A 24,030-nucleotide genomic window follows, 5' to 3' on the forward strand; every position below is an offset into this window, starting at 1 on the left:
TTGGTGCTATTTAAACGACTGAGAAAAGCTATATTTTGCTTGTTTGAGTATCTAAAAATCATCACCAGAATAGATGCAAAAGATGCTCTGAAAAATAAAAAGCCAGCGATATGATTTCGCTGGCTTGATGTGTTTCTACAAGAGTTACCCTTTCCACTCATACAACGCTGGTATACGAATTTGCTCACCTTGGAACTCAACAATCACAGCTTGCGGTTGTATTTCTCTTAGAGTGACCTGATCATCAACGACATCCCCTTGATGATACTCAACATTGTTAATTTTCACCCAACGGCGATTTTCATCACTAGCGTACATATGGGTTTGCAAATTAAGCGCAGGTAGACGCCCTTGCCACTGGTGAGCGTTGTGCTCTAAATCGTTCACGCGTGCCGTTTGTGATGACGAATTGTCATCATCTCGGGATAAGGCATTTTCGACCTTCCTAGCTAAATCAGGAGATAATGAGGATAAATCCAGATCATCCAAAGACAACCCGAGGTCCTCTTCAGCAGCAGAAGTCGTTTGGGTTGATGCTGAGTTGCGTGTTTCATCTCTGCTTGGTGTATGGCTCGTGTATTCATCGGGGGTGGTAAATGTACCAAAATCACGCGATAGCTCTGCACTTGGCCACTCTCTTGGCAATTGGGCCAACTGGGTGTTCTCTGGATAGTCCAATACTTTGAAAGGTGATACCACTTCGACCTTTTCTATCGGGGACGTTGTCTCTACTTCAACACTCGGTGCAAAGAGATCTAAGTACCAAGCGACTCCAATAGCAGAAGCAGTGATTGGCAGCAAGAACAGACCTATATGTTTCACAGCTGACATTATGCGTCCTCCTTTTCTATTCTCGCCAGTTGAGGCGCATCTGGCTGAACATTTTGCTGAAGTCGGTCTAGCGTTCGCTTACCTGCAATACCATCGACACCAATTCCTTGCCAACGTTGAAATAATTCGACTCGCTCTTTCATCGCACCATCAAAAATAGACGTTTCAAGCAGTGGCTCACTCACCGCTTCTGCTAATAATCGGTCTAATACTTCAATCGCAGGGCCTTCCATGTCTAAACGTAATGTTTCATTCAGCGGAGCATGCCACAGTTCGATAATATTGCCCTGCCACAACGGCTTTAGCCATGAAATTGGCAGACGGAGACGCTGCTTACCATTGAGCACTTCAGCTTGATCATTACCGACGGCATATAGAATGACATACCCAACATCACCTTGATAATTCAACTCCAAGATCACAGGGCGATTTTGTTGCATCAACAGCGGCCAAGTCGCCATTTTACGCTCACAACGCATAGTCGACTGCGGTTCTGACAAACAAAGATTATCGCGAACCGATGCTTGATACCCCCACAAACGATACAAATCATTTACAGCGAGGTTCGACTGTTTTTGTGTTAACAATAAATTACGCTGCTCATCCGTTAACTGTTGGCTGACGACGGTTGGTGTTGGCTCTACTCTTGGCTCCGTCACTTGTGTCAACACTGACGTCGCTTGAGCTGGCATATAATTCACGATCGCCCACCCCGTACTTAATGCAGCAATAAGGCCTACCGTGACAGAGCCCCAAGCAGGCCAACGGAAAGTCCGGCGCTCTTTTTTATCTTGCTGATAAATATCTGCCTGAAACTGCATCACCTCTTCACAGGCCTGCTGAACGGTTTGCTTATCCACAACCACATTACCCTGGTGATAACTGATGTTGAGGGATTTGTCACAGATAAGGTTGATGAGCCGCGGTATACCGTGACTGTATTTGGCTATAAGTTTACAAGAAGCACGATTAAACAGTTGCTGGTCGCCACCAGCTGTATGTAGTCGAAATGCGATGTAATCTTCTGTCTCTTTTTCATCCAACGGCAACAGGTGATAACGCCCGGTAATACGCTGGGCAAGTTGGCGTAGTTGTGTTGTTTGTAATAACCGCTGCAATTCAGGCTGCCCGACCAACAACACTTTGAGCAGTTTTCTGGTATCGGTTTCCAAGTTAGTCAACAAGCGCAACTGCTCTAAAACGTCGGCAGCAAGGTGTTGAGCCTCATCAATGACCAGCAATGTCTGCCAGCCTGAACGATAATTACGCAGCAAATATTGATGGATAACCTGGTTTAGCTGTTTGAGGTTTGCGTCTGGCGGATAGGTGATTTTGAACTCATCACAAATGGCTTCGAGCAAGTCTCTACTCGAAAACGTGGGATTGAGAATAAGACCCGCTTTGGTGTTATCACCCAAATTCGCCAGCATCGCTTTTGCGACGGTCGTTTTGCCTGTACCTACTTCGCCAGTAAGCATAGCAAAGCCACCGCCATCGCCTAGCCCAGCTTGGAGATGTGTGATTGCCTCTTTGTGACGTTGGCTTAAATACAAATAACGTGAGTTTGGAACAATCGAAAATGGTTGTTCGACAAACCCAAAAAAGTCCTTATACATTAGGCTCTCCAGCTAAAAAACCACCTGAGAATAGTCAGATATAATATAAACATAGCCGCATCTACTCTCGGGAGTAAAGAAAAGTACCATTGCTTGCTACAATGTCCAACGGCATATCCATAAATTAAGAGGTAATTCGTGCAAGTTTATTTAGTAGGTGGCGCAGTTCGAGATAAATTGCTCGGAATTGATAGTTATGACAATGATTGGGTGGTCGTAGGCGCGACGCCTGAGATGATGTTGTCCCAAGGGTACACCGCCGTTGGTAAAGACTTTCCTGTATTTCTGCATCCCAAAAGTAAAGAAGAACATGCCCTTGCACGAACAGAGAGAAAGTCAGGTTCTGGTTACACTGGTTTTGAATGTTTCTTCGATCAAAACGTCACCTTAGAAGAAGATTTGATACGTCGTGATTTAACCATTAACGCGATGGCAATGGAGAGTGATGGCACGATCCATGACCCATATGGTGGCCAGCAAGATCTCAACGATAAACTGCTACGCCATGTATCAGACGCCTTTATTGAAGACCCTCTACGCGTTTTACGTGTCGCTCGCTTCGCTGCAAAGCTTGCTGATCTAAACTTTACGGTTGCCGACGAAACTATGCGGTTAATGCGTCACATGGCAGAGTTCGGAGAGCTGAGCACACTGACTCCCGAGCGTGTTTGGCAAGAATGGCATAAATCTCTCTCTACTCCTCGCCCTGATATTTTCTTATCGGTTCTACGAGACTGTGGTGCATTAACCGTGGTGTTACCTGAAATTGATGCACTATTTGGCGTACCTCAACCTGAGAAGTGGCATCCAGAAATCGATACTGGCATCCATACTTTGATGGTGGCAGAGCAAGCCGCAAAATTGAGTAACTCACTCCCCGTCAGGTTTGCCGCCCAAGTGCATGACTTGGGTAAAGGCGTGACGCCAGAGAGCGAATGGCCAAGCCACAAAATGCATTGCCATACAGGATTAAAACTGCTCAAAAAGCTGTGCGAACGTGTCCGGGTACCAAATGAGTTTCGTGATTTAGCCTTGATGGTGTGCGAACAGCACTCCAATATTCATCGCGCGGCTGAACTTAAACCACAAACCATAATTAAAATACTCAATAAACTTGATGTGTGGCGTAAGTCCGAACGTCTGCAAGATATCTTGCTTTGCTGCCAAGCGGATCACGCTGGTCGTAAAGGACTGGAAACGCAACCATATCCACAGGCGGATATTTTTAGGCAAGCCTACCAAGCAGCAGCGGCAGTTGACGTTCAAGCCATTATCAAAGAGGGCTTTAAAGGCCCTGCGATTCGTGACGAGCAAGAAAAACGACGTATTGAAGCAGTGAAAGCAGCACTTAAGAAGTAACGAACAAACAAAAACGCCCGCGGATTTCGCGGGCGTTTTTCGTTAACATCAATTATGCACTTAATAGAAAAGCGAACAAACCGACGCCCAAAATGAGACGGTAAATCACAAACGGTGTCATGCCCATTCGTGAAATCATCTTCAAGAAGAAGTGGATACAGATGTACGCACTGATAAACGATGTGATAATGCCAGTCATTAAGAAACCAACATGGACAGGTTCACCACTGGTCACTAACTTCATGCCTAAGTAGCTACCAGCTAATGTAATGATTGGGATCGACATTAAAAACGAAAATCGGGCAGCCGCTTCTCGAGTAAAGCCAAGGTAAAGCGCTGCTGTGATGGTCGCCCCTGAACGTGAAGTTCCAGGAATCATCGCTAAGGCTTGAGCAATACCGATAAATACAGCTTTCTTCCAACCCGTTTGGTATTCATCGGCAACGAGTTTAGCGTTTTTGTCTACCCACCATAGCAACAGGCCAAATACGATCGTAGTAGTCGCGATGACGTAAGCGCTACGTAGATACACTTCAATGATGTCTTTCATCAATAAGCCGAACACACAAGCTGGAATCGTCGCAATCACGATCATCCAAGCCAATTTAGCTTCTTTACTGCGATCTCCTTTAAAGATCGAAGCAAATAACGCTTGAAACAAAGTGATTACTTCATGACGAAAATAGATCACGACAGCCATTAATGTACCGACGTGAACAGCAACATCAAAGGCTAGACCTTGGTCTTCCCATCCTAAAATAGCGGAAGGCAGGATCAAATGGGCAGAGCTTGAAATAGGCAAAAACTCTGTCAGCCCCTGAATCAGAGCCAAAATAAAGGCTTCAAAATAACTCATGTAAACAACTCAAATTAAAAATGAAAGGAAACGGGTTTGAGCGAATCGACTGGCTGCATAGCATGCCAAATGTCTGCGACTGTGCGTCCATCGCCTGGGATCACTAATTGCGGTTCGAGATCATACAGCGGCTTTGTGACAAAAGGATATTTGTAGATATCACTGCGAGGTAGCTCAGGTTTTTTCTTGGAGACGCGCTCACCGAACAACACTATATCGAGATCCAGTGTTCGATCCTGATACTTTTGCGCGTTTTCTTCGCGTCCCCACTTAAATTCAATCTCGCGTAGTTGATGGCTCAACTCTTCTAATGACAACTCGGTACGCATTGCAACGACAAAGTTGTAGAAATTCTTGCTGCTAAAGCCAATAGGTTCGCATTCATATATCGGTGATACGAGGAGATTTTCTCCAAGCCGTTGCAGCTCCTGATACGCAGCAAGCACATGTTGCTCTCTTTCTACGTTCGTCCCAACACCGATATAGGTGGTGATCATGCTCGGCCTCGCTCAATCACCACACCAACAGCACGTGCTTGCGGCACGGCGCCAGGCTTCGCTAGGCGGATTTTCACCCAAGGCACTGAGAAACGCAGCATGATAAGCTCTGCTACTTCTTCAGCCACGCGCTCGACCAGTAAGAAACGACCATTTTCAATGTGGTTAAGTACCGCCTCACTCACCTGCGAATAATCCAGTGCATCTTGCACATCATCACTTTTGCCCGCAGGTTTATTATCGTGTGCCATTTCAATATCTAGAACCAACTTTTGTTTGATTTGTTGCTCCCAGTCGTACACGCCAATTGTGGTGATTACTTCTAACTGTTCAATAAAAACTTTATCCAGAGCCATCTTATGTCCTTCTATTACAGAGGTCGGATACCCGTGAGGGGTAATTTGATCGTAGTATTCTATACCTAAGTAACATTTACTTTGGTCATCACAATGTTACTTAGGTATAAACTGCGAAAGCATCTTTATATACAAGAAATCACATAATGCAAGCTCTATCACAGTGAGGATTTCTGCATTATGTAAATTCGGGGTATGATAGCAACTACGCGGGAACCGAGCATTAAATTCCAATCCATCAAGGACTTCTATGGACGCACTGGCACTGATAATGACAATGGCCGCCTATTTATTAGGTTCGGTTTCCAGTGCGGTTTTGATCTGTCGACTCTTAAAACTGCCAGACCCACGCAGTGTGGGATCTAACAATCCTGGAGCAACGAACGTATTGCGTATTGGCGGACGAGGAGCCGCTGTTTCAGTCTTGTTGTGCGATATGCTCAAAGGCACTATCCCCGTGTGGGGCGGATACTTTCTTGGTATCGACCCTATCATTCTTGGCGTCATCGCCATTGCTGCCTGTCTTGGCCACATGTACCCCATCTTTTTCCACTTTAAAGGCGGAAAAGGTGTCGCAACCGCGCTTGGCGCTATCGCTCCGATTGGTTTGGACTTAACAGGATTGGTGATGTTAACTTGGCTGTCAGTAGCCGCGCTATTCCGCTATTCATCCTTAGCGGCTCTCGTCACGGTTTTGGTCACTCCGTTTTATACTTGGATGTTTAAACCGCAATACACGTTACCTGTTGCTATGCTGTGTTGCTTAATCGTATTTAAGCATCATCAAAATATTCGTCGGCTTTTGTCTGGCGACGAGCCAAAAATCGGCGAGAAGAAACTGACACAAAAAAACTCGGCTTAATGCCGAGTTTTTCGTTTAAAGAGGGATGCATTGGTTACGCATGAACTCGATTCAGGAAGTTCAACAACATTTGGTTGACGAACTCCGGCTGTTCTAAACAACTGATGTGTCCCGCTTGCGGAATTTCTACCAACTCACTGCCCGTGATACAGTCTTTCATTAAATACGATTCGAAAACCGGGCGAGGCTTATCTTCACAGCCCACCGCAATTAACGTCGGCAGAGCGAATTTTTCCGAATCTTCAATCACATCACGGCGACCAAACACCATGCGCCCCATGCGAGCTACTTCCACCGCACGCTCACCGTTCAGCTCTTCTAAACTGCGTTTGAATGAAGCGACAAGTTTAGGGTTATCCTGATTGACGTTGTTGGCAAAGAACAGCGGCACAACGGCTTCAATAATTGGCGCAGGCACTGCTTGGACTTGGCTGATGGTATCAAGCATTGCAAAATACTTTTTATACGTAACTTCTGGCTCCCAGCCAATGAAGGTATCCATCAATACCAGTGACTTAACACGTTGCGGCGCTTGAGCCGTTAGCTCAGCTCCCCACATGCCGCCAACAGATAAGCCCACTATCGAGAATTCTTCGATATCTAAATGATCCATCAATGCCAACATATGTTGTGCATAGTCGGCCAATGACTGTGTCGATGCAGGTGCAGCGTCCGATTCACCATGTGCCCAAAGATCTGGCACAATACAACGGAATGACTGGCTTAAAACCTCAACTTGTGGCGCCCACATTTGGCTATCCCAAAGGTAACTATGACCAAATAGAAGCACAGGGCCCTCACCTTTATCTAGATAAGCAAGTTGCTGACCTTCAATTTCAAACTTATTCATTGTTATATCCATTTCTTATTCTTCCACGTCATCCTAGCACTGAAACAATCGCGAACTGATCGCATCAGTCAGAATGTAAAACGAGGCGGTTCATTGAATAATTAAAAATAAAGGCCTCTGAGGAGCAGAGACCTTTATTACAAAGAACCGGTTTCAAACCTACCGCATAAATTTGACTAAGCGACAGGTGTTAGTTGATCAATTGGCCAACGTGGACGAGCCTCTACTGACATATCAGCCACTTCGCCATTCTTCAAGCGCTGCATGCCTGCGTAAGCGATCATCGCACCGTTATCTGTACAGAACTCAGTACGTGGGTAGTAAACTTCGCCGCCAACTTTCTTCGCTAACTTCTCTAACTCAGCTCGCAAACGACGGTTAGCACTCACACCACCAGCAATAACAATGCGTTTCATGCCTGTTTGCTCAAGCGCGCGCTTACATTTAATAGCCAACGTAGCACACACAGCCTCTTCAAATGCCAATGCGATGTCCGCGCGGGTTTGCTCGTCATCACCGTTTGCAGCAATCGTGTTAGCCGTAAAGGTTTTTAGACCAGAGAAACTCATGTCCAAACCTGGCACATTCGTCATTGGGCGCGGGAACTTAAAGCGGCCCGGTGTACCTTTTTCCGCCAGTTTAGATAATAGTGGACCGCCTGGGTAATCCAAACCCATTAGCTTCGCTGTTTTATCAAACGCTTCGCCCGCCGCATCATCAATCGACTCACCTAGAATTTTGTACTCACCGATGCCTCTCACTTCCACCATCATAGAGTGACCGCCCGATACTAATACCGCCACAAACGGGAACGGTGGAGGGTTATCTTCCAACATTGGGGCCAATAGGTGACCTTCCATATGATGAACAGGTACCGCTGGCACTCCCCAAGCATAAGCAATACTGCGACCGATAGTCGCACCCACTAATAGCGCCCCAACAAGACCAGGCCCCGCGGTATACGCGACACCATCGATGTCTTTTGAAGTTAAGTTCGCTTCTTTTAGTGCCTCTTTAATAAGAGGAATGGTTTTCTTTACGTGGTCACGTGAAGCCAACTCAGGCACCACACCGCCGTAATCTGCGTGCAGTTTTACTTGGCTGTATAGCTTGTGTGACAAGAGACCGTTTTCATCGTCATAAATTGCGATGCCAGTCTCGTCACAAGAGGTTTCAATACCAATAATGCGCATGGTTTTCTCAGTATGCTTTCTGTATAGAGGAAATTTGGGCGTCATATTACCTCGCCTTGGTGCTGCAAACAAATTTTGTACAGACAATAATCGACAAAAGGCTTTACAAAGTAGTTGTGATCGGATTAAAATTCCGCACCATTTTTGATCAAGCTGGTAAGAGACCTAACAATTGTGATTTGGTCTGTTGAATACCAGCGTTAACGAATAACCCCTGAGGTGAAAGGCATATGCCAGTAGTTAAAGTACGTGAAAACGAACCGTTCGACGTTGCTCTACGTCGTTTTAAGCGCTCTTGCGAAAAAGCAGGTATCCTTTCTGAAGTGCGTCGTCGTGAGCACTACGAAAAACCAACTACAGTTCGCAAACGCGCTAAAGCAGCAGCTCAAAAGCGTCACGCTAAGAAGCTAGCTCGCGAAAACGCTCGTCGCGTTCGCCTGTACTAATAACTGAGCTCCAAAAGGAATTTAGTTATGGCTCTGATTGATCAACTCAAAGAAGAGCAAAAATTAGCGATGAAAGCCAAGGACAAATTGCGCCTTGGTACTATTCGTTTAGCCCTATCAGCAATCAAGCAACGTGAAGTTGACGAACAGATTACTCTGAACGATGACGACATTCTTGCAGTATTGACCAAGATGGTTAAACAACGTCGCGACTCTGTAGCGCAGTTTGAAGCAGCGGGTCGTCAAGATCTTGCTGATGCGGAACAAGCAGAAATTACCGTTCTTGAGGACTTTATGCCTCAACCACTGACAGACGAAGAAGTAGCGGCTCTCATCGAGAGCGCGATTGCTGAATCTGGCGCAGCTGGCATGCAAGACATGGGCAAAGTAATGGGCGTTCTGAAACCGCAAATTCAAGGGCGTGCAGATATGGGTAAAGTAAGCGGTTTAGTTCGCGCTAAATTGGCTTAAGGTACCCCACCCAATTGCAGCAAGCCGTGCTATCCTTTGGAGCGCACGGCTTGTTTGTATCTGGATGGATGGAATGAAATCAATGGGCAATACGCTCATTCTTTTAAGGCATTCACTCCACTCATCATCTTCTTTTTTTGTTAGGTTTTATGGCTGGACACATCCCTCGCAGTTTTATCGATGACCTTCTAGCTCGACTTGATATTGTCGATATCATCGACGCACGTGTGAAACTTAAGAAAAAAGGCAAAAACTACGGCGCATGCTGCCCTTTCCACAACGAAAAGACACCCTCATTCAGTGTCAGTCAAGAAAAGCAGTTCTACCATTGTTTTGGTTGTGGCGCGCATGGAAATGCCATCGATTTTTTGATGGAGTTCGACCGACTAGAATTCGTCGAAGCCATTGAAGAACTCGCTTCATACTTGGGTTTAGATGTTCCTCGCGAACAACGTAGCGGCGGTAATGGTTCGTTTCAATCAGGCCCACAAGCAAGCAGCAGTGAAAAACGTAACCTATACGACTTAATGGGCAGCATTGCTCAATTTTATCGTAACCAACTCAAACAGCCAGCAAGTAAGGTGGCGATTGAGTATCTAAAAGATCGCGGCCTGTCTGGTGAAATCGTCCAGAAGTTTGGCATCGGCTATGTGGCTGATGAATGGGATTTAGTTCGTAAGAACTTTGGCCAGAATAAAGAAAACCAAGACATGCTCGTCACAGGCGGCATGTTGATTGAAAACGATAAAGGCAACCGCTACGACCGATTCCGTGGTCGAGTGATGTTTCCTATTCGAGACAGACGCGGCCGAGTAATAGGCTTTGGTGGTAGAGTATTAGGTGACGGGACACCAAAATATCTCAACTCACCCGAAACCCCGATATTTCATAAAGGTAAAGAGTTGTATGGCCTTTATGAAGTACTACAAGCGTACCGTGAGCCACCACAAATTTTAGTGGTTGAAGGCTATATGGATGTTGTCGCGCTTGCTCAATATGGCGTAGATTATTCCGTTGCCTCATTGGGAACCTCGACAACGGGCGATCACTTGCAAGTGTTATTCAGGCAAACAAGCACCGTCGTGTGTTGTTATGACGGTGACCGCGCAGGCCGTGAAGCAGCGTGGCGTGCCATGGAAAATGCATTGCCTTACCTAACTGATGGTCGCCAGTTAAAATTCATGTTTTTGCCGGATGGAGAAGATCCCGACTCTTATATCCGGCAAAACGGAAAACAAGCATTTGAGCAGCAAGTGTCTAATGCGATGCCCTTGTCTGAATTCATGTTCAGCTCATTGACTCAGCAGGTCGACATGAGCACGAAAGAAGGCATGGCAAAACTGAGTACTCTTGCGGTTCCTCTCATTGATAAAGTCCCTGGCGGCACTTTAAGACTATACTTGAGAGAATTGCTTGGCCGCCGTTTGGGTTTGGTTGATGAACGCCAACTACAGCAGCTAATTTCAAAACAAGGTAAAGAGGATAAAAGGCCTCAACCTCATAAAGAAATCAAGCGAACGCCGATGCGAGAAGTGATCGCGTTACTGATTCAAAACCCACAATACGTAAGTATGGTGCCAGATCTAACTAGCGTTAGAGATTTGCCCATTCCTGGTCTAAGTTTATTTGTTGATGTACTTGATAAATGCCAAGCGCATCCCCATATCAACACAGGCCAATTATTAGAGCATTGGCGAAACAGCCAAAATGAGACCCTTCTGTCTCGTCTCGCGAGTTGGGACATTCCACTCGATGAGGACAACCAAGAAGAAATCTTTTTAGACTCACTGGATAAAATTATTGCCCAGTGCGTAGAAAAACAAATTGAAAACCTGCAGGCCAAAGCAAGAAGTGTCGGTTTATCAGCCGAAGAGAAAAGGGAGCTGCTAGCACTTATGCTAGATTTAAAAGCGTAACCCTGTTTAATTAGTCAGCAACGATTTAATTTGTTATAGTAAGTGGTTTGCATTTCGCATACTGATTCCTTCACCAGATTACGAAGTTGGATACCGTCTATGGATCACAATCCGCAGTCACAGCTAAAGTCACTTGTTATTAAAGGCAAGGAACAAGGCTATCTGACCTACGCCGAAGTAAATGACCACCTACCTGCTGAAATCGTAGATTCAGAACAGGTAGAAGACATCATTCAGATGATCAACGACATGGGCATTAAGGTAGTAGAAACTGCTCCTGATGCTGATGATTTAGCACTGAACGATGACACAAATATTACCGATGAAGATGCAGCCGAAGCTGCAGCCGCTGCACTTTCTAGCGTAGAGAGTGAGATTGGTCGTACAACAGACCCAGTACGTATGTACATGCGTGAGATGGGTACTGTCGAACTTCTAACTCGCGAAGGCGAAATCGACATCGCAAAACGTATTGAAGAAGGTATTAACCAAGTTCAATCGTCTGTTGCTGAATACCCAGGCACAATTCCGTACATTCTTGAGCAATTTGACAAAGTTCAAGCTGAAGAACTACGTCTTACAGACCTAATTTCAGGTTTTGTAGATCCAGATGCTGACGACACCGCTGCACCAACGGCAACACACATCGGTTCTGAACTGACTGAATCTCAGTTAGAAGAAGAAGACGATGAAGACGTTGATGACGACGAAGATAGCGATGACGATTCAGATGATTCTGAAGAAGATGTAGGTATCGATCCAGAATTAGCGCTAGAGAAATTCAACCAACTACGCAGCACCTATCAAAATCTTCAATTAGCAATCAACGAGTACGGCTATAACAGCCCGAAAGCAACCGTTGCTAATGAAATGATGCTAGACGTATTCCGCGAGTTTCGTCTAACGCCTAAACAGTTTGATCACTTAGTGAATGAACTGCGTACTGCTATGGATCGCGTTCGTACTCAAGAGCGCCTGATCATGAAGTCTGTGGTTGAATACGGCAAAATGCCGAAGAAATCATTCATCGCGCTGTTCACTGGTAATGAATCAAGTGAAGCTTGGTTGGATGAAGTTCTTGCTTCAGACAAGCCATACGCTGAAAAGATCAAACGTAACGAAGAAGAAATCCGTCGTTCAATCGCTAAGCTAAAAATGATTGAAGAAGAGACTTCTCTAAACGTACAGAACATTAAAGACATCAGCCGTCGTATGTCTATCGGTGAAGCAAAAGCTCGCCGTGCGAAGAAAGAGATGGTTGAAGCGAACTTGCGTCTTGTAATTTCTATCGCGAAGAAATACACCAACCGTGGTCTACAGTTCTTGGATCTCATCCAGGAAGGTAACATCGGTCTGATGAAAGCGGTAGATAAATTCGAATATCGTCGTGGTTACAAGTTCTCGACTTACGCAACGTGGTGGATCCGTCAGGCAATCACTCGTTCAATCGCGGACCAAGCACGTACGATTCGTATTCCGGTACACATGATCGAAACGATCAACAAGCTAAACCGTATTTCTCGTCAAATGTTGCAAGAGATGGGTCGTGAGCCACTACCGGAAGAACTGGCAGAGCGCATGCAAATGCCAGAAGACAAGATTCGTAAAGTACTAAAAATCGCTAAAGAGCCTATCTCAATGGAGACACCAATCGGTGACGACGAAGATTCGCATCTAGGTGATTTTATCGAAGATACAACGCTAGAACTTCCGCTAGATTCTGCAACTGCAACTAGCCTTAAAGTGGCAACAAAAGACGTGCTTGCAGGTCTAACGCCACGTGAAGCGAAAGTACTTCGTATGCGCTTTGGTATCGACATGAACACTGACCATACTCTAGAAGAAGTTGGTAAGCAGTTCGACGTTACTCGTGAGCGTATCCGTCAGATCGAAGCAAAAGCACTACGTAAACTTCGTCACCCAAGCCGCTCAGAGACTCTGCGCAGCTTCCTAGACGAATAATCGCAGCGCATACAAGCTTTTAGAAATCAAAAAAGGTGACTTTAGGTCACCTTTTTTATTATCTACTGTTCTAAGTGGATAAAAACTAAGCGCAATTGCCCTAGTTGGTATCTAGACACCTTGCAACGCTTCCCCTATAATCGTTGTCCTATTAAGGCCCCTTAGCTCAGTGGTTAGAGCAGTCGACTCATAATCGATTGGTCCGCAGTTCAAGTCTGCGAGGGGCCACCATATTCTAGAAGGCGTAGCAGGTTAGTACCTGCTACGCTTTTTTTGTACCTAGTGATTTTGGGTGTAGTTGTGGGTGTAGTTAGGAAGTTGCTTAGCTCACAATTTTGGACGCTTTGCTGAGCTTGCCAACATTTTTCCATCACGAGCAGAACAGAAAATTCGATAAGATAATAAAAAGCGCCCCCTTATGTGAAAGGGGGCGCTTTTTATTATCTGCCTATTTTACTCAATTCTGTGTTTACGATCATACCAAATAGCTAACAAAGGCAAACCGATTGTACCAACGGTAACTAGAGCTAAAAACAAAAGTTGAGCTAAAGTCATACCCGTTACATCCAAAAGTTGTACTAACATATTGAAACCCGCCCTAGTGTTCTTGTGGTTATATTTTAACCTAAAAATACAAAACTTGATAATGTGCTTACCGGCCAAGATAGATAACTGTAATCTCTTCTCGCTCATGCCCTAACTCTCTACTAATAATAAGGCGAGCTTCTTTATCTGCACTTTTTTGTTCTCTACTCAGTTCTCTGCTAGTTAAGCCACCCGCTTTAGGTGCATTCATTCCTGTCAGTTCTATGTATCGCTGTTGAGCATATTGATGGCGTAGACCATGGTTCTTGCATAACCCAACCTTCCTACAAGTATTTTCGTAGTGCTTTAGCTGTTGAATGTACTTTTTGCCTGCGGGAATCAGAGAGCCTCTTGGGGCAATAACTATAGCTCGTTCTAATACCTGCTTTTGATATTCGTTTCTGATTGGTACCTCTCGCGCCTTTCCACCTTTAGTCCAAGAACCCATTAAATGAATTCTATCTGCTTTAATCGCTATACTAGGGTTAAACTTCAGAGCTTCTTCCCGCCTCAGACCGAATGCAGATTGTAGCTCTAACGCTATTTTTATATATGGGTCTGAGATTGCGTTAAACTTTACTTCATCAAGCTCTTTCGCCTTGTTGGTACTATTGTCACTGAAAACTCTCTTTCCTATCCCCAACTCTTCATTGGACTTGGGTAACAAATGCTCACGTCCAGTCTTTTCGAATACCCAACGAATATGTGCCATTCGGTTTTTTATAGTTCCAACGCTTAAGCCTTGACTTTGCCAATGCTCAACCAAAAATTTTACGTGCTTTAACTTAAGTGTATGTGGAGTTAAGTGCCTGTACCCTCCTCTCTTTAATTGTTTTTCGATTTGGATGAGGATGTTTTTACGTGCAGCTTGAGATGCATAACTCCCATCAATGTTGCGCTTCATTAACAAAACTAGGCCGTGTCGTAAGTTTGGTTTGCTCATGACTCTTACTCCTAAATAAATAAGAGCCATATAGCTCATATGGCTCTATCTACTTGAAAAAATGATGGAGAAAACGTAATCAAACCACGTGAACCTGATGGTTAGTGATAAGCCCAATTCAAACTTATGGTTAGTAAGATGAATGCCTCAGAGGCGATTAGGGCAAGAGTGATGGTTTGTGTATCGATAGTTACGAATGTCGTACATGATCTACTTGAAGAAGCGTGAGCATCTACGAGAAGAGCATTGTGACGTCACAATGCTGGTTACGTTTCTTTCTCCTATTGAACATTTATGATTTATGAAGAGTCTTTATAGCGACGGCTACTTTTTTATTTACGTGATGAGGCTACCAAGCCGTCACTTGGCTGTCACCAAGTGACCCCGCTTAAAAGAAATAACGAGAATATAGAAAAAATAAGGTGATGCGGTCGCGGTATACCTCCTGTCACTACCTATTTCACAGCTAGTGACAGGAGGGCTTCAACGTGCGTTCTTTATGCTGTTGAGCAGTGGTTCTTTGATACCATCAATACATAGGACAGCTTCTTGCAAAGACGATTCAAGGCGTGGATCAAAGTAACCATACTGAACGAATATCTGACGTTTGATGTCATCTGGAGATTTCAAGTAATTGATTATATTTTCATCTGTAAGCTTAAATGGTGGCTCTTGGATTAACATGGCCGTAATTGCTTTAGCCATGACGGCGCGATGCTGTAAATCCAAACTTGTAATAGCATCTCTAAACATACCTTCTATATCTTCCATGTAGCGCTTCCAAATAAATTCGTCCATCTGCACCATACATACACCTTTACGTTGTTTTGTTCGCACTGCGAACATTTCACTCCTCTGCTAATCTTAAGTAGAAAGCGTAACCTATTACGTGACAAATGCATAAATCTGGCAGATTGAACATGGAATATAAAAAAAGCCCTACGCTCATCTCAATCTTTGGGAGCATTTTCATTTCATTGCTTAAAGTTATTGTTTGTGTTTTGGAAGCTTCAAGTAAAAGCTCAAACATCGATCGCGAACATATTAGCTATGATGATGGTATTTCAGACAACACCTACTTTGATGACATCGGGTGTGAATTCGAGCGGGATTTAGAGGGTAAGTTGAGGAATAGGATTACAGAAAAACGCCATAGAGATAATTCAGATTGGTAGCTGGTAAAAAGTGACTCAACGTTTACTGTACATTAAGTCACTTCATTCTAATTATAGGCTTCAGTCAAATGTATTTGTTTGATGATAAGAGAAAGACCATAACCAATCGCCAGCTTCCGCTTCATCTAAAGGCACAGGCTCTTGGTTTAAGCCAAAGATCATCAATTTACTGCTTCTTCCATCTACACTATGAACCAGTTTAAGGTCAACAAGCTCAATTTTCCCATTAAATCTGCAAACGTAGTAAGAGCCTTCATTTGTAGGTTGGCTCATAAACCAAGGTGAGCGTTCTGGCCCTACTGCGCTAAAGCAATGGATATTCCTAGCAAAGTTAAATACCGCCTCAACGAGCTCCGGTTTACTAAATTCAGACGTAATCTCTACATCATGGGCAAGTTGAAATGGGGATATGCTCCAACCATAACGATTAAAGCTATCAACAAAAAAATCGATTAAGTTATCAGCATTATCTCTTAAGGCATCCATGTAATCATCTAGATAGAATCCAGGCCCACCAAACAATGAAAGATCCACATATCTAAATACTTTAACCCCCATAACTGACTTAGCCCAATCTAAAGCGGTGCTAAGGTTCAAAAACTGCTTTGTATCCTTACCGTAATCAACTATTACACAATCAATGTCTTCTATCACAGAACATAGTGCATTATCATGATTTAACGGAGTCATGGGAGATAAGTACTCCTCATAATAACCAAACAACACGTTTCTCATGTCAACATGACAAGACATAGAGATACTTGTTTGGTTGCAATATTTAACTGATGCAGAATCAAACTGCTTGCTCCCATTACGCTTAGTACTATTCATATTTCCTTCCTTCTTGATGAATGAGAAGCGAACAGCCCCTCAATGTCAGAAAGAATGTTAAAGCCGATAAAGTTAAATATTTTTTTTAAGCTAACGATTACTGCATTTATCCCAACAAGTGGAATTAACGTTCGCAGTGCGAATAAAAAGCGAGGCCTATAGCCTCGCGTACATAAATTTAATCTTTAAAAGCCTGTTCTTGCTCTACTAGCCAATCAACAAAGTCTCGCTCACGCCAGCCTAAACAACGCCCATTTATCTGTATTGGCTTAGGAAAACACTTGTCTTTCGCCCACCAACGCCAAATAGTCCTTGGACTGCGGCCCAGTGAATCTGAAACTTCTTTAAGGGACATAATTCGATCTCTTGCCATGAGCATCCTCCTTTTCTCATTTGATGACTGAACCAGTATCTTTGATAAAAAGATGCGTAACGGTTTTAAGAGGTCGATTGATTGAATTGATCAGATGTTCGCAGTGCGAACGACATAAACTTGGTTTTTCTCAATTTACTTCACTTACTCCACTTTAAGTGAGGTAAGTGAAGTAAAGTTATAAACATACAATCTCAGAAATGTGGACGATAGCTGCTTGGAAACAAATACAGCCTGTAGCCATCTTTGTAACGAGTTTCAATTTTCCCCTCATCAGCTAATCGCTGTAGAGCTCTGCCGACATGAGCAACATAGTTACATGGTATGCCTAAGATCTGGCTAATTTGGCCTGGTGCAAGCCATTCAGTCTGGCTTCGATTATCATCAGCCTCCATTGATATTCGCTCCTGAAGCATTTTATACCAACGCCCTTTATCCAAATATTTATCAGATACCGTATCAACCAGAGCCTGCTCGTCCATTGACAGTACCCAAGGCTCACCAGCTTCATACATGTGCTTGACCTCCAACCAAAACTGCCGCAATGACTCGGGCTCTTCTTGGCGAAGGCTGCCAGTTCCGTTGTATTGCCACCCGAGAATCCGATTCACAGTAGTCATATCAATGGGTTCATTTAGTTCAATCACACCAAACCGAGTATTACCCGTTCTGTCCTTTAAGAAGTCTTGGCCGTTTACCGTCGCTATCAAAAGCGTTTGCCTCGGTTTTTTAAGGTCGGTACGCGCATAGGGCAACCTGATTGTGTCTGCCTCTTGGGATATAAATGCTTTCAGCTGACCTTGACTGTGCTTTGTTGAAGACTCCAGTTCACCGAGTTCAACAATCCATGACTTAATAATAGGTAACACGCTATCTTTGCAGCGGGGATCTAATGCCCGACCTCCAAGAAATGCCCCTTGTACGATGTCACCTATTCTTGATAAGAAAGCGGTTTTTCTAAAAGACTGCTTACTCTGAAGCACCGGAACTAACTTACTGCTAAACCGAGGCTCGTATAGCGCCGCAATACAACCTACAAGCCACCTCCGCATAATTAGCTCCGTAACTTCAGGTCTCTTAGAACGGATGCACCCAATAACTTTCTTCACTCGTTCGACGCCATCCCATTCAGAGTCAGCCAGATGCAAAACAATAGGGTGATATGAACGCTCCTTTGCCAAAACATGTAGATGATCACCAATTGCTGCTTTTGGTACATCGAATCTTGCACAGTCGCTTATCAGCTTACTCATTAACACCTCATATTCCATAACCTTACCGTTATGGAGCACTTCTATCTCAGTGTTCATCGCATTTAAGTAAGGGACGTATCCTTTGTGATCTAGCAGTACCCTCAGGTTGTCATCTGTATTGAGAATAAGCTTCTTAAACCCTTCTTTTTTCTTGTCTGGAAAATCGAGTTGAGACTCGCTCGGCTGACTTTTATCACTTGCTGCTGTCACTTTTCCCCCCTTGACTCTCCATCCAGTTATCTAGCTCAGACTCTCGCCACCCAAGGCAGCGTCCATTGATCAGAATGGGTTTCGGAAATGTTTTCTCTTTTGCCCACCATCGCCAAATAGTTTTGGGAGTTCGCCCTAAGGCTTCTGATACCTCTTTTAATGGGATTATTCGATTTCGTGTCATTACCTGTCTCCTTATCTCATTTGAGGGCAGGAGTTAGTATCTTTGAAAAAAAAGGAGGAAACGATTTTAGGAAATCGATTGCTTTAATTAATTTAAAAGGTCAAGAGGTAAGAACCAAGGATGAATACTTAGATTATAAGATCCCATCCAAGGTAAAAAATAAAGTAAAGAGTTGAAGAAGTTAATTAAAACCAAATCTAAATTTTTCCATCTTCTATAATCAACTCTAAACAACCAAGACTGACTGGTTTAGAGAAATAAAATCCTTGATATCGGCAAAAACCAATACTATTCAAAATCTTAAGTTGATCATACCTTTCAACACCTTCTACAACGACATCAATATTTAACTCCATTGACAATCTATTTATATTTATTAAAGTTGTATTCGCTCTTTTGTCAAAATCTATATCATCAATTAATGATTTATCTACCTTAATCTCATCAAACTTAATTTTATTTAAAAGAAACAAAGAAGAAAAACCAGAGCCAAAGTCATCCATAGATAGTCTAACGCCCATTCTTTTAATGTTAAATATATTGTTTTTTATAAAATCAAGCCTATCAATCTCTGCACTCTCTGTAATTTCAACTTTTAAAAGATTGACAGGAAAATCATAGATATCAATTAATCTTTTCAAATAAAGTGAATAATTATTATTTTTTAAATCTTCTATAGAAGCATTTATAGATAAAGAAATGTTATTTTTTACACATAAGTCTCTTGATTCTTTTATTGAATTATGCAGGACATTTTCTCCAAATTTTTTCATTAGCCCATACTGCTCAAGTTTCTTAATAAACACATCTGGTCTAACATCTCCCAAATATGGGGATGTCCATCTAGAAAGAGCTTCTATTCCGATAACAACTCCTTCTCCACTAAATTGGGGTTGATATCTTAAGTAAAACTCTTCATTACGAAAAGCTCCCTTCAAATAAAAGTAATAACTATACCTACTATAAATAAAGTAAAAAAAACAAACCAAAAAAAGAAACAAAGCCCCTACTAAAACAACTAAGCTTATACTTAAATCCCCCACAATGAAAATAACAAAATCGTGAGGAAAATCAGTGAAATACCGATATGACTCATTAAAATAAAACAAGTTAAATAAAAAGCAGTTAAACCAAGATAAATTGCAACTGCTATTAAAGGGATATTTATTACTATTAGATATATTTTTTAGGATTATGTTGTTTTTATAATCTATTGGTACATATTTTTTAAATAATCCATCATAAGACAATACCAATGAAATAAATGAAAAAACCTCATCATCATTAAAAACAGGAGCTCTAATAGGAATTACCTTCTCCCCAAATTTCTCACTATAATACGCATCCCCAAGTAAAATATTTTTATCATGATATGTGAGATAAAAAGAGTTCTTAGTATTAATATCTTCAAATAGATTAAAACTAGAAATAGAATAAAACTTAGACAAGTTATTAATTACATCACCATTTTTAGATATAGTAACTAAATCTAATAAAATTTTATCATCATATATAACGTTCCTTATTTTTTCTTTTAATTTTGAGTTTTCAATATTAACTTTAAAATTCCTAGAAAAATAACCTAGAAGACTAAAATACTCATTAATTTTATAACTTAAAGCATTAGCAATATCCCTGCTAACAACCTTTTCACTTTCTAAATTACTAATATAAAAACCTAAATTAAATGTTATTATACAAGATAAGGAAAACATAATAACACTTTCTTTGAAGTTAAACTTTATTGAACTCATTTTCACTCTCTACAAAAGAGTTAAAACCTAAAATCCAAAAGATATGATAGTAATTGCATATTTCCAATTTTGGGTAGATGGAAAAACAACTACAAATCCACAAGGAAGCTTAAAGGTCGACTTAACATCATATTGCTAAAATACTAATAACATTATTGTCACTATGGTTATTAGTCAACAATATAAAGCTATCATTGAGAAGCACATCACCAATATAAGAAAAACCTAATACAAATCATTTTTTTGGCTTACACGTGTAAGTCAAAAATGATAACATCACATTTCCTTGCAATTTTACAGCATAAGTACGCGATTATGGACATGCTTAGATTAAAAAAATTCAATAACGTGCTTTGATGGAAGGTGATTGAAACAAATGAGTACAAAAACAAAACTTACGCTTGTATCAATTTTACCAGGAGTGATCCTATTCTTAGTGATGTTCACATTCGCACTAGGAGATATGAATGAAATAAGAGAACGGGAAAGTTTAACAATAGCGGAATCTGTAACCAATGGTGACTTTAAAAACTATTCTAAAAAAGAGTTGTTCTTAGAACTAAAAAATATTGGTGATAATGTACAACACGATGTTATAACTAATTCTATAATCGAGATGCTAGCTTTACTTATCTTGTTAGTTGGTTCCTCTTGGATTCTTGTTAATAGGACAATTAAAGGAATAAACTTTATTGTTGAGCAAGCAGAGATAATGAGTAACATAGAAACTCCAATTTCTTATAGAATTGCTCAAGACAAATCAAAGGAGTTCAACTCTCTGGTAAAAGATTTAAACCTTATGCTAGATAGAACAGAAAAGACTATAATTGGCATTAAAGATATAGCTTTTATACTTGACTCAATGTCAAGGGAATTAAATTCAACAGCTAGTGATAACAAAGAAAACTCAATTCTATTACTTTCAACTATGGATAATGTTGCAACTGCCATGACAGAGCTTCAAAGCTCAGCTGTGGAAATTGCATCGAATGTTCAAAACGCTCATAACCATGTATCACACGTTAATAGTGAAGGACAAAACTTAACATTATTCATTCAAGAAATAAACGCTCGCTTACAAGAGTTAGATGATACAACTTCCACGAGCAAAAATAATGTCATAGAATTAAGTCAAAGAGTAAACAGTATAAATAGTATTGTTCAAACAATTCAAGGAATAGCAGAACAAACTAACTTACTCGCTCTTAATGCAGCGATAGAAGCAGCAAGAGCTGGTGAACACGGCCGTGGCTTTGCGGTTGTAGCCGATGAGGTTAGAGAACTGGCGAGTAAAACGCAAACAAGTACAAAAGAAATAGCGTTAATGATAGAAAATCTACATGATAGTGCTCAAGAGTCTGTTAATTCTATGAATATGAGTAGCTCTGTAGTTAATGACTTGACTAAATCAATCAATAATACGAGTGCAAGGTTATTGGATTTATTTTCAAGTCTTGCATCTGTAAATGAAATGAATGCTCAGATTGCAGCTGCCAGCGAAGAGCAAACATTAGTCATAGATGAGATCAGTAGAAATACCGAAGAAGCAAAGCTAATGGCAGAAATTACGAATAATTCATCAAACTCTACAGAAATACAATCTAAAAAGCTTACCGAGAAATCTATAGAATTAGAGAACTTAGTTGCATAATAATTACTATAAAGAATAGTTATATAAATCAAAATATTTTCTATAGTATCAACTAAAAAGGGAATGATAATTAATATTATATATTCCCTTTTAAATTCAATATAAATATAAAATTTAAATATTATTTATAGAGCCTTATCATTCACTTGATCTGACCGTAAACTATTACTCATTGTATAGATATAAATAACTTAATTAATAATGATCTGACCATTAACAATGGTTAATAATACCAGGATATAAATTAACATAAATCACGAATATGATATTCACAGTGCAAACGTCAAGCCCACTTTATCAAAGACTAACCACGTTTGAACCCGTTTCTTCAAATCTAGATAATTTACTTTCCCACAAACCCAAAGCATGCCGCTTCTCAGCCAAATATTCGTATCTATCGTAATGTTTTGAGCTCACATCATTGAGCGCATGGTTTTGCAGCCTATCTCTCAATGCCTTACTTATGCCAAGCTCTCCCATCAGGGTTTTACATGTGCGGCGTAAATCTCTAGGGATAAAATGCTCAAAGTGAGGGTGATCATCTCTATAACGAGCAATGGTTTGGCTCAATGAATCTAAGCGAACGTGGTCATTTTCGTCTTTATAATGAGGGAAGATAAAGGGACTGGTTGACTCTCTTTCTCTTAACCTCCTTAAGAGCGACATAGCTGAGTCAGTTAGAGGAACCAAGTGGCTACGCTTGTTTTTCGAAAGATCTGGTGTGATAAGCAAGGTTCGTTCATCCCAGTTGATTGCTGTCCATTTTGATGCTGCAATCTCATAAGGCCTCTGCCCTCCAGTATGAATACAAAGAAGAATAAGACATCGCATCATTTCTGAGGCTCGAACCCCTTCAATGTCAAACTCAATGTCTTGCATAAACTGGTGTAGTTCTGTGAACGTTAGATAGCGCTCTCCCACTCGTTCTGCGTCTTTTTGTTTTGGTATAGAGGATACTGGGTTAAAAGCGAGACCAAACTTAGCGTCTCTCAAGTAATTCGCAGGGTCATTATCATGTGAAAGGCCGTAGTTAAATGCGGCATGAAGGTAGCTTCTGACCCGATTGCTCTGTGTTGCAGCACCACGTTGTATCATGTGAGCGAGAATCGTAACAATGTCAGCAGTAGTTACATCGCAAGCTTTCGTTTCTCTAGAAATAAATGGATAAACCTCCTTCTCCAGCGAGCGATAAACATTTTGATAAGTTCTTTTCCCCTCTTTTTTCATCTGGTTCACGTAACTTTGAAACAATAGCTCTATGCTACCCTTACGTTCTTCTTCACGTCGGGTGGCTTCACGCTTTTTCTCTGCGTTGGCTAATTCAAATTTAGGATCGAGTCCCTGCTTAAGCATTAAGCCCAGTTTGTGCGCCTCTTTCCGTGCATCAACAAGGCTCAGCGCCGGAAATCGACCTAACTGAATAAAGAGACGCTTGCTCTGACGGTAGTAACGGAAGACAAAACCTTTATTGCCACTGGTGAAAACCTTTACTCCCAGACGCCCAGAGCCTTTTGTTCTGTCATCATCCCAAACATAGTAAGCACTACTTTTCGGCTTGAGCCCCACAATCTCTTTTTGCGTAATTGCCATGGCATATCCTTTGTTGCGCAACTACACCCAGTGCTAAATTGGGTGTAGTTGTGGGTGTAGTTAGGAAGTCGCTTAATGACAGTTTGTGAGATAACATGCGATAAGGCAAGTCTATCAACCGCTTAAAATTCAATGATTTTGACAAGTTGTGAGATAATTCGAGATTCCATGAAACGAGATATTTTACGACTCATAATCGATTGGTCCGCAGTTCAAGTCTGCGAGGGGCCACCATATTCCGAAAGGCTCGTAGAGAAATCTACGGG

At 41.9% G+C, this 24,030-nt stretch carries 23 protein-coding genes and 1 tRNA gene; 9 read left to right on the plus strand and 15 right to left on the minus strand.

All coding sequences use genetic code 11. The features are described 5' to 3' along the window. Window positions 1–144 precede the first annotated feature (144 nt). Complete coding sequence (locus R7P36_RS18430) at window positions 145–831, minus strand: general secretion pathway protein GspB (RefSeq protein WP_213899716.1); 687 nt, start codon at window positions 829–831, stop codon at window positions 145–147. Continuing rightward, the gene (locus R7P36_RS18435; protein WP_213899715.1) at window positions 831–2,447 is read right to left on the minus strand and encodes an ExeA family protein; all 1,617 of its coding nucleotides are present in this window, start codon (window positions 2,445–2,447) and stop codon (window positions 831–833) included. Before R7P36_RS18435 ends, R7P36_RS18430 begins: the two co-directional genes overlap by 1 nt. A 138-nt stretch (window positions 2,448–2,585) precedes the next feature. On the opposite strand from R7P36_RS18435, the gene R7P36_RS18440 reads away from it, so the two are divergent. After that, the gene (locus tag R7P36_RS18440; RefSeq protein ID WP_213899714.1) at window positions 2,586–3,806 is read left to right on the plus strand and encodes a multifunctional CCA addition/repair protein; all 1,221 of its coding nucleotides are present in this window, start codon (window positions 2,586–2,588) and stop codon (window positions 3,804–3,806) included. A gap of 52 nt (window positions 3,807–3,858) precedes the next feature. Here the strand turns inward: R7P36_RS18440 and R7P36_RS18445 are convergent, their stop codons facing one another. Genes R7P36_RS18445 through folB form a run of 3 tightly spaced genes read right to left on the minus strand, consistent with a single transcriptional unit; the run spans window position 3,859 to window position 5,515 of the window. Continuing rightward, a complete protein-coding gene (locus tag R7P36_RS18445) occupies window positions 3,859–4,662 on the minus strand; it encodes an undecaprenyl-diphosphate phosphatase (protein ID WP_017820255.1) in 804 nt (267 codons plus the stop codon). Window positions 4,663–4,676: 14 nt separating this feature from the next. Then, complete coding sequence (gene folK, locus R7P36_RS18450; RefSeq protein WP_005387457.1) at window positions 4,677–5,159, minus strand: 2-amino-4-hydroxy-6-hydroxymethyldihydropteridine diphosphokinase; 483 nt, start codon at window positions 5,157–5,159, stop codon at window positions 4,677–4,679. Further along, complete coding sequence (gene folB, locus R7P36_RS18455; protein WP_005379859.1) at window positions 5,156–5,515, minus strand: bifunctional dihydroneopterin aldolase/7,8-dihydroneopterin epimerase; 360 nt, start codon at window positions 5,513–5,515, stop codon at window positions 5,156–5,158. Before folB ends, folK begins: the two co-directional genes overlap by 4 nt. A gap of 250 nt (window positions 5,516–5,765) precedes the next feature. Between folB and plsY the strand changes: the two genes are divergently transcribed. Next, complete coding sequence (gene plsY, locus R7P36_RS18460; RefSeq protein ID WP_005379857.1) at window positions 5,766–6,377, plus strand: glycerol-3-phosphate 1-O-acyltransferase PlsY; 612 nt, start codon at window positions 5,766–5,768, stop codon at window positions 6,375–6,377. Window positions 6,378–6,411: 34 nt separating this feature from the next. Here plsY and R7P36_RS18465 read toward each other — a convergent pair whose 3' ends face one another. Together R7P36_RS18465 and tsaD are read right to left on the minus strand one after the other, a co-directional pair. Beyond that, window positions 6,412–7,227 carry an alpha/beta fold hydrolase gene (locus R7P36_RS18465; RefSeq protein ID WP_005379855.1) on the minus strand — a complete coding sequence of 272 codons (816 nt, stop codon included), beginning with the start codon at window positions 7,225–7,227 and terminating at the stop codon, window positions 6,412–6,414. Between the two features lie 176 nt (window positions 7,228–7,403). Next, on the minus strand, window positions 7,404–8,420 hold the full coding sequence (gene tsaD, locus R7P36_RS18470) for a tRNA (adenosine(37)-N6)-threonylcarbamoyltransferase complex transferase subunit TsaD (protein ID WP_005379854.1): 1,017 nt from the start codon (window positions 8,418–8,420) through the stop codon (window positions 7,404–7,406). A 230-nt stretch (window positions 8,421–8,650) separates the two neighbouring features. Here tsaD and rpsU point away from each other — a divergent pair, with 230 nt between their 5' ends. The 5 genes from rpsU (at window position 8,651) to R7P36_RS18495 (ending at window position 13,446) form a co-directional block, all read left to right on the plus strand. Next, window positions 8,651–8,866 carry a 30S ribosomal protein S21 gene (rpsU, locus tag R7P36_RS18475; protein ID WP_001145625.1) on the plus strand — a complete coding sequence of 72 codons (216 nt, stop codon included), beginning with the start codon at window positions 8,651–8,653 and terminating at the stop codon, window positions 8,864–8,866. A 27-nt stretch (window positions 8,867–8,893) separates the two neighbouring features. Further along, window positions 8,894–9,337, plus strand: a complete 444-nt coding sequence (locus tag R7P36_RS18480) for a GatB/YqeY domain-containing protein (RefSeq protein ID WP_054701010.1) — start codon at window positions 8,894–8,896, stop codon at window positions 9,335–9,337. Between the two features lie 149 nt (window positions 9,338–9,486). After that, entirely contained in the window at window positions 9,487–11,253 is a 1,767-nt protein-coding gene (gene dnaG, locus R7P36_RS18485; RefSeq protein ID WP_005379719.1) for a DNA primase, read from the plus strand. Window positions 11,254–11,352: 99 nt separating this feature from the next. Next, on the plus strand, window positions 11,353–13,215 hold the full coding sequence (gene rpoD / locus R7P36_RS18490) for an RNA polymerase sigma factor RpoD (protein WP_005395986.1): 1,863 nt from the start codon (window positions 11,353–11,355) through the stop codon (window positions 13,213–13,215). A 155-nt stretch (window positions 13,216–13,370) separates the two neighbouring features. Next, window positions 13,371–13,446 (plus strand) — tRNA-Ile (locus R7P36_RS18495). Between the two features lie 421 nt (window positions 13,447–13,867). Here R7P36_RS18495 and R7P36_RS18500 read toward each other — a convergent pair. Both R7P36_RS18500 and R7P36_RS18505 read right to left on the minus strand, forming a co-directional pair. After that, window positions 13,868–14,743 (minus strand): phage integrase N-terminal domain-containing protein, encoded by an 876-nt coding sequence (locus tag R7P36_RS18500; protein WP_318122251.1) that lies wholly within the window; start codon window positions 14,741–14,743, stop codon window positions 13,868–13,870. Between the two features lie 483 nt (window positions 14,744–15,226). Further along, window positions 15,227–15,514 (minus strand): hypothetical protein, encoded by a 288-nt coding sequence (locus R7P36_RS18505; protein ID WP_140118310.1) that lies wholly within the window; start codon window positions 15,512–15,514, stop codon window positions 15,227–15,229. Window positions 15,515–15,663: 149 nt separating this feature from the next. Between R7P36_RS18505 and R7P36_RS18510 the strand changes: the two genes are divergently transcribed. Then, window positions 15,664–15,918, plus strand: coding sequence for a hypothetical protein (locus R7P36_RS18510; protein WP_029839156.1), 255 nt, complete (start codon window positions 15,664–15,666; stop codon window positions 15,916–15,918). A gap of 60 nt (window positions 15,919–15,978) precedes the next feature. On the opposite strand, the gene R7P36_RS18515 is transcribed toward R7P36_RS18510, so the two are convergent. From R7P36_RS18515 to R7P36_RS18535, 5 genes are all read right to left on the minus strand, one after another. Beyond that, the gene (locus R7P36_RS18515; RefSeq protein ID WP_029839158.1) at window positions 15,979–16,749 is read right to left on the minus strand and encodes a hypothetical protein; all 771 of its coding nucleotides are present in this window, start codon (window positions 16,747–16,749) and stop codon (window positions 15,979–15,981) included. Window positions 16,750–16,927: 178 nt separating this feature from the next. Continuing rightward, entirely contained in the window at window positions 16,928–17,128 is a 201-nt protein-coding gene (locus tag R7P36_RS18520; protein WP_324186314.1) for a helix-turn-helix transcriptional regulator, read from the minus strand. 188 nt (window positions 17,129–17,316) lie between these two features. Beyond that, window positions 17,317–18,585 (minus strand): VapE domain-containing protein, encoded by a 1,269-nt coding sequence (locus tag R7P36_RS18525; protein WP_031823103.1) that lies wholly within the window; start codon window positions 18,583–18,585, stop codon window positions 17,317–17,319. Further along, a complete protein-coding gene (locus R7P36_RS18530) occupies window positions 18,569–18,769 on the minus strand; it encodes a helix-turn-helix transcriptional regulator (protein ID WP_318077457.1) in 201 nt (66 codons plus the stop codon). Before R7P36_RS18530 ends, R7P36_RS18525 begins: the two co-directional genes overlap by 17 nt. A gap of 197 nt (window positions 18,770–18,966) precedes the next feature. After that, the gene (locus R7P36_RS18535) at window positions 18,967–20,523 is read right to left on the minus strand and encodes an EAL domain-containing protein (RefSeq protein WP_318077458.1); all 1,557 of its coding nucleotides are present in this window, start codon (window positions 20,521–20,523) and stop codon (window positions 18,967–18,969) included. A 376-nt stretch (window positions 20,524–20,899) separates the two neighbouring features. On the opposite strand from R7P36_RS18535, the gene R7P36_RS18540 reads away from it, so the two are divergent. Beyond that, window positions 20,900–22,174 (plus strand): methyl-accepting chemotaxis protein, encoded by a 1,275-nt coding sequence (locus R7P36_RS18540; RefSeq protein WP_318077459.1) that lies wholly within the window; start codon window positions 20,900–20,902, stop codon window positions 22,172–22,174. Between the two features lie 297 nt (window positions 22,175–22,471). On the opposite strand, the gene R7P36_RS18545 is transcribed toward R7P36_RS18540, so the two are convergent. Next, window positions 22,472–23,764 (minus strand): tyrosine-type recombinase/integrase, encoded by a 1,293-nt coding sequence (locus R7P36_RS18545; protein WP_318077460.1) that lies wholly within the window; start codon window positions 23,762–23,764, stop codon window positions 22,472–22,474. Window positions 23,765–24,030 lie beyond the last annotated feature (266 nt).

It is taken from the genome of Vibrio sp. 397 (genome assembly GCF_033339395.1).
In the GTDB taxonomy this organism is placed as follows: Bacteria; Pseudomonadota; Gammaproteobacteria; order Enterobacterales; family Vibrionaceae; genus Vibrio; species Vibrio alginolyticus.

Excerpts from the sequence above, each read along its gene's own strand:
- R7P36_RS18430 (WP_213899716.1), bottom strand. The coding sequence starts at position 831 with ATGTCAGCTGTGAAACATATAGGTCTGTTCTTGCTGCCAATCACTGCT.
- R7P36_RS18435 (WP_213899715.1), bottom strand. The coding sequence starts at position 2,447 with ATGTATAAGGACTTTTTTGGGTTTGTCGAACAACCATTTTCGATTGTT.
- R7P36_RS18445 (WP_017820255.1), bottom strand. The coding sequence starts at position 4,662 with ATGAGTTATTTTGAAGCCTTTATTTTGGCTCTGATTCAGGGGCTGACA.
- folK (WP_005387457.1), bottom strand. The coding sequence starts at position 5,159 with ATGATCACCACCTATATCGGTGTTGGGACGAACGTAGAAAGAGAGCAA.
- folB (WP_005379859.1), bottom strand. The coding sequence starts at position 5,515 with ATGGCTCTGGATAAAGTTTTTATTGAACAGTTAGAAGTAATCACCACA.
- plsY (WP_005379857.1), top strand. The coding sequence starts at position 5,766 with ATGGACGCACTGGCACTGATAATGACAATGGCCGCCTATTTATTAGGT.
- R7P36_RS18465 (WP_005379855.1), bottom strand. The coding sequence starts at position 7,227 with ATGAATAAGTTTGAAATTGAAGGTCAGCAACTTGCTTATCTAGATAAA.
- tsaD (WP_005379854.1), bottom strand. The coding sequence starts at position 8,420 with ATGCGCATTATTGGTATTGAAACCTCTTGTGACGAGACTGGCATCGCA.
- rpsU (WP_001145625.1), top strand. The coding sequence starts at position 8,651 with ATGCCAGTAGTTAAAGTACGTGAAAACGAACCGTTCGACGTTGCTCTA.
- R7P36_RS18480 (WP_054701010.1), top strand. The coding sequence starts at position 8,894 with ATGGCTCTGATTGATCAACTCAAAGAAGAGCAAAAATTAGCGATGAAA.
- dnaG (WP_005379719.1), top strand. The coding sequence starts at position 9,487 with ATGGCTGGACACATCCCTCGCAGTTTTATCGATGACCTTCTAGCTCGA.
- rpoD (WP_005395986.1), top strand. The coding sequence starts at position 11,353 with ATGGATCACAATCCGCAGTCACAGCTAAAGTCACTTGTTATTAAAGGC.
- R7P36_RS18500 (WP_318122251.1), bottom strand. The coding sequence starts at position 14,743 with ATGAGCAAACCAAACTTACGACACGGCCTAGTTTTGTTAATGAAGCGC.
- R7P36_RS18505 (WP_140118310.1), bottom strand. The coding sequence starts at position 15,514 with ATGGAAGATATAGAAGGTATGTTTAGAGATGCTATTACAAGTTTGGAT.
- R7P36_RS18510 (WP_029839156.1), top strand. The coding sequence starts at position 15,664 with ATGGAATATAAAAAAAGCCCTACGCTCATCTCAATCTTTGGGAGCATT.
- R7P36_RS18515 (WP_029839158.1), bottom strand. The coding sequence starts at position 16,749 with ATGAATAGTACTAAGCGTAATGGGAGCAAGCAGTTTGATTCTGCATCA.
- R7P36_RS18520 (WP_324186314.1), bottom strand. The coding sequence starts at position 17,128 with ATGCTCATGGCAAGAGATCGAATTATGTCCCTTAAAGAAGTTTCAGAT.
- R7P36_RS18530 (WP_318077457.1), bottom strand. The coding sequence starts at position 18,769 with ATGACACGAAATCGAATAATCCCATTAAAAGAGGTATCAGAAGCCTTA.
- R7P36_RS18535 (WP_318077458.1), bottom strand. The coding sequence starts at position 20,523 with ATGAGTTCAATAAAGTTTAACTTCAAAGAAAGTGTTATTATGTTTTCC.
- R7P36_RS18540 (WP_318077459.1), top strand. The coding sequence starts at position 20,900 with ATGAGTACAAAAACAAAACTTACGCTTGTATCAATTTTACCAGGAGTG.
- R7P36_RS18545 (WP_318077460.1), bottom strand. The coding sequence starts at position 23,764 with ATGGCAATTACGCAAAAAGAGATTGTGGGGCTCAAGCCGAAAAGTAGT.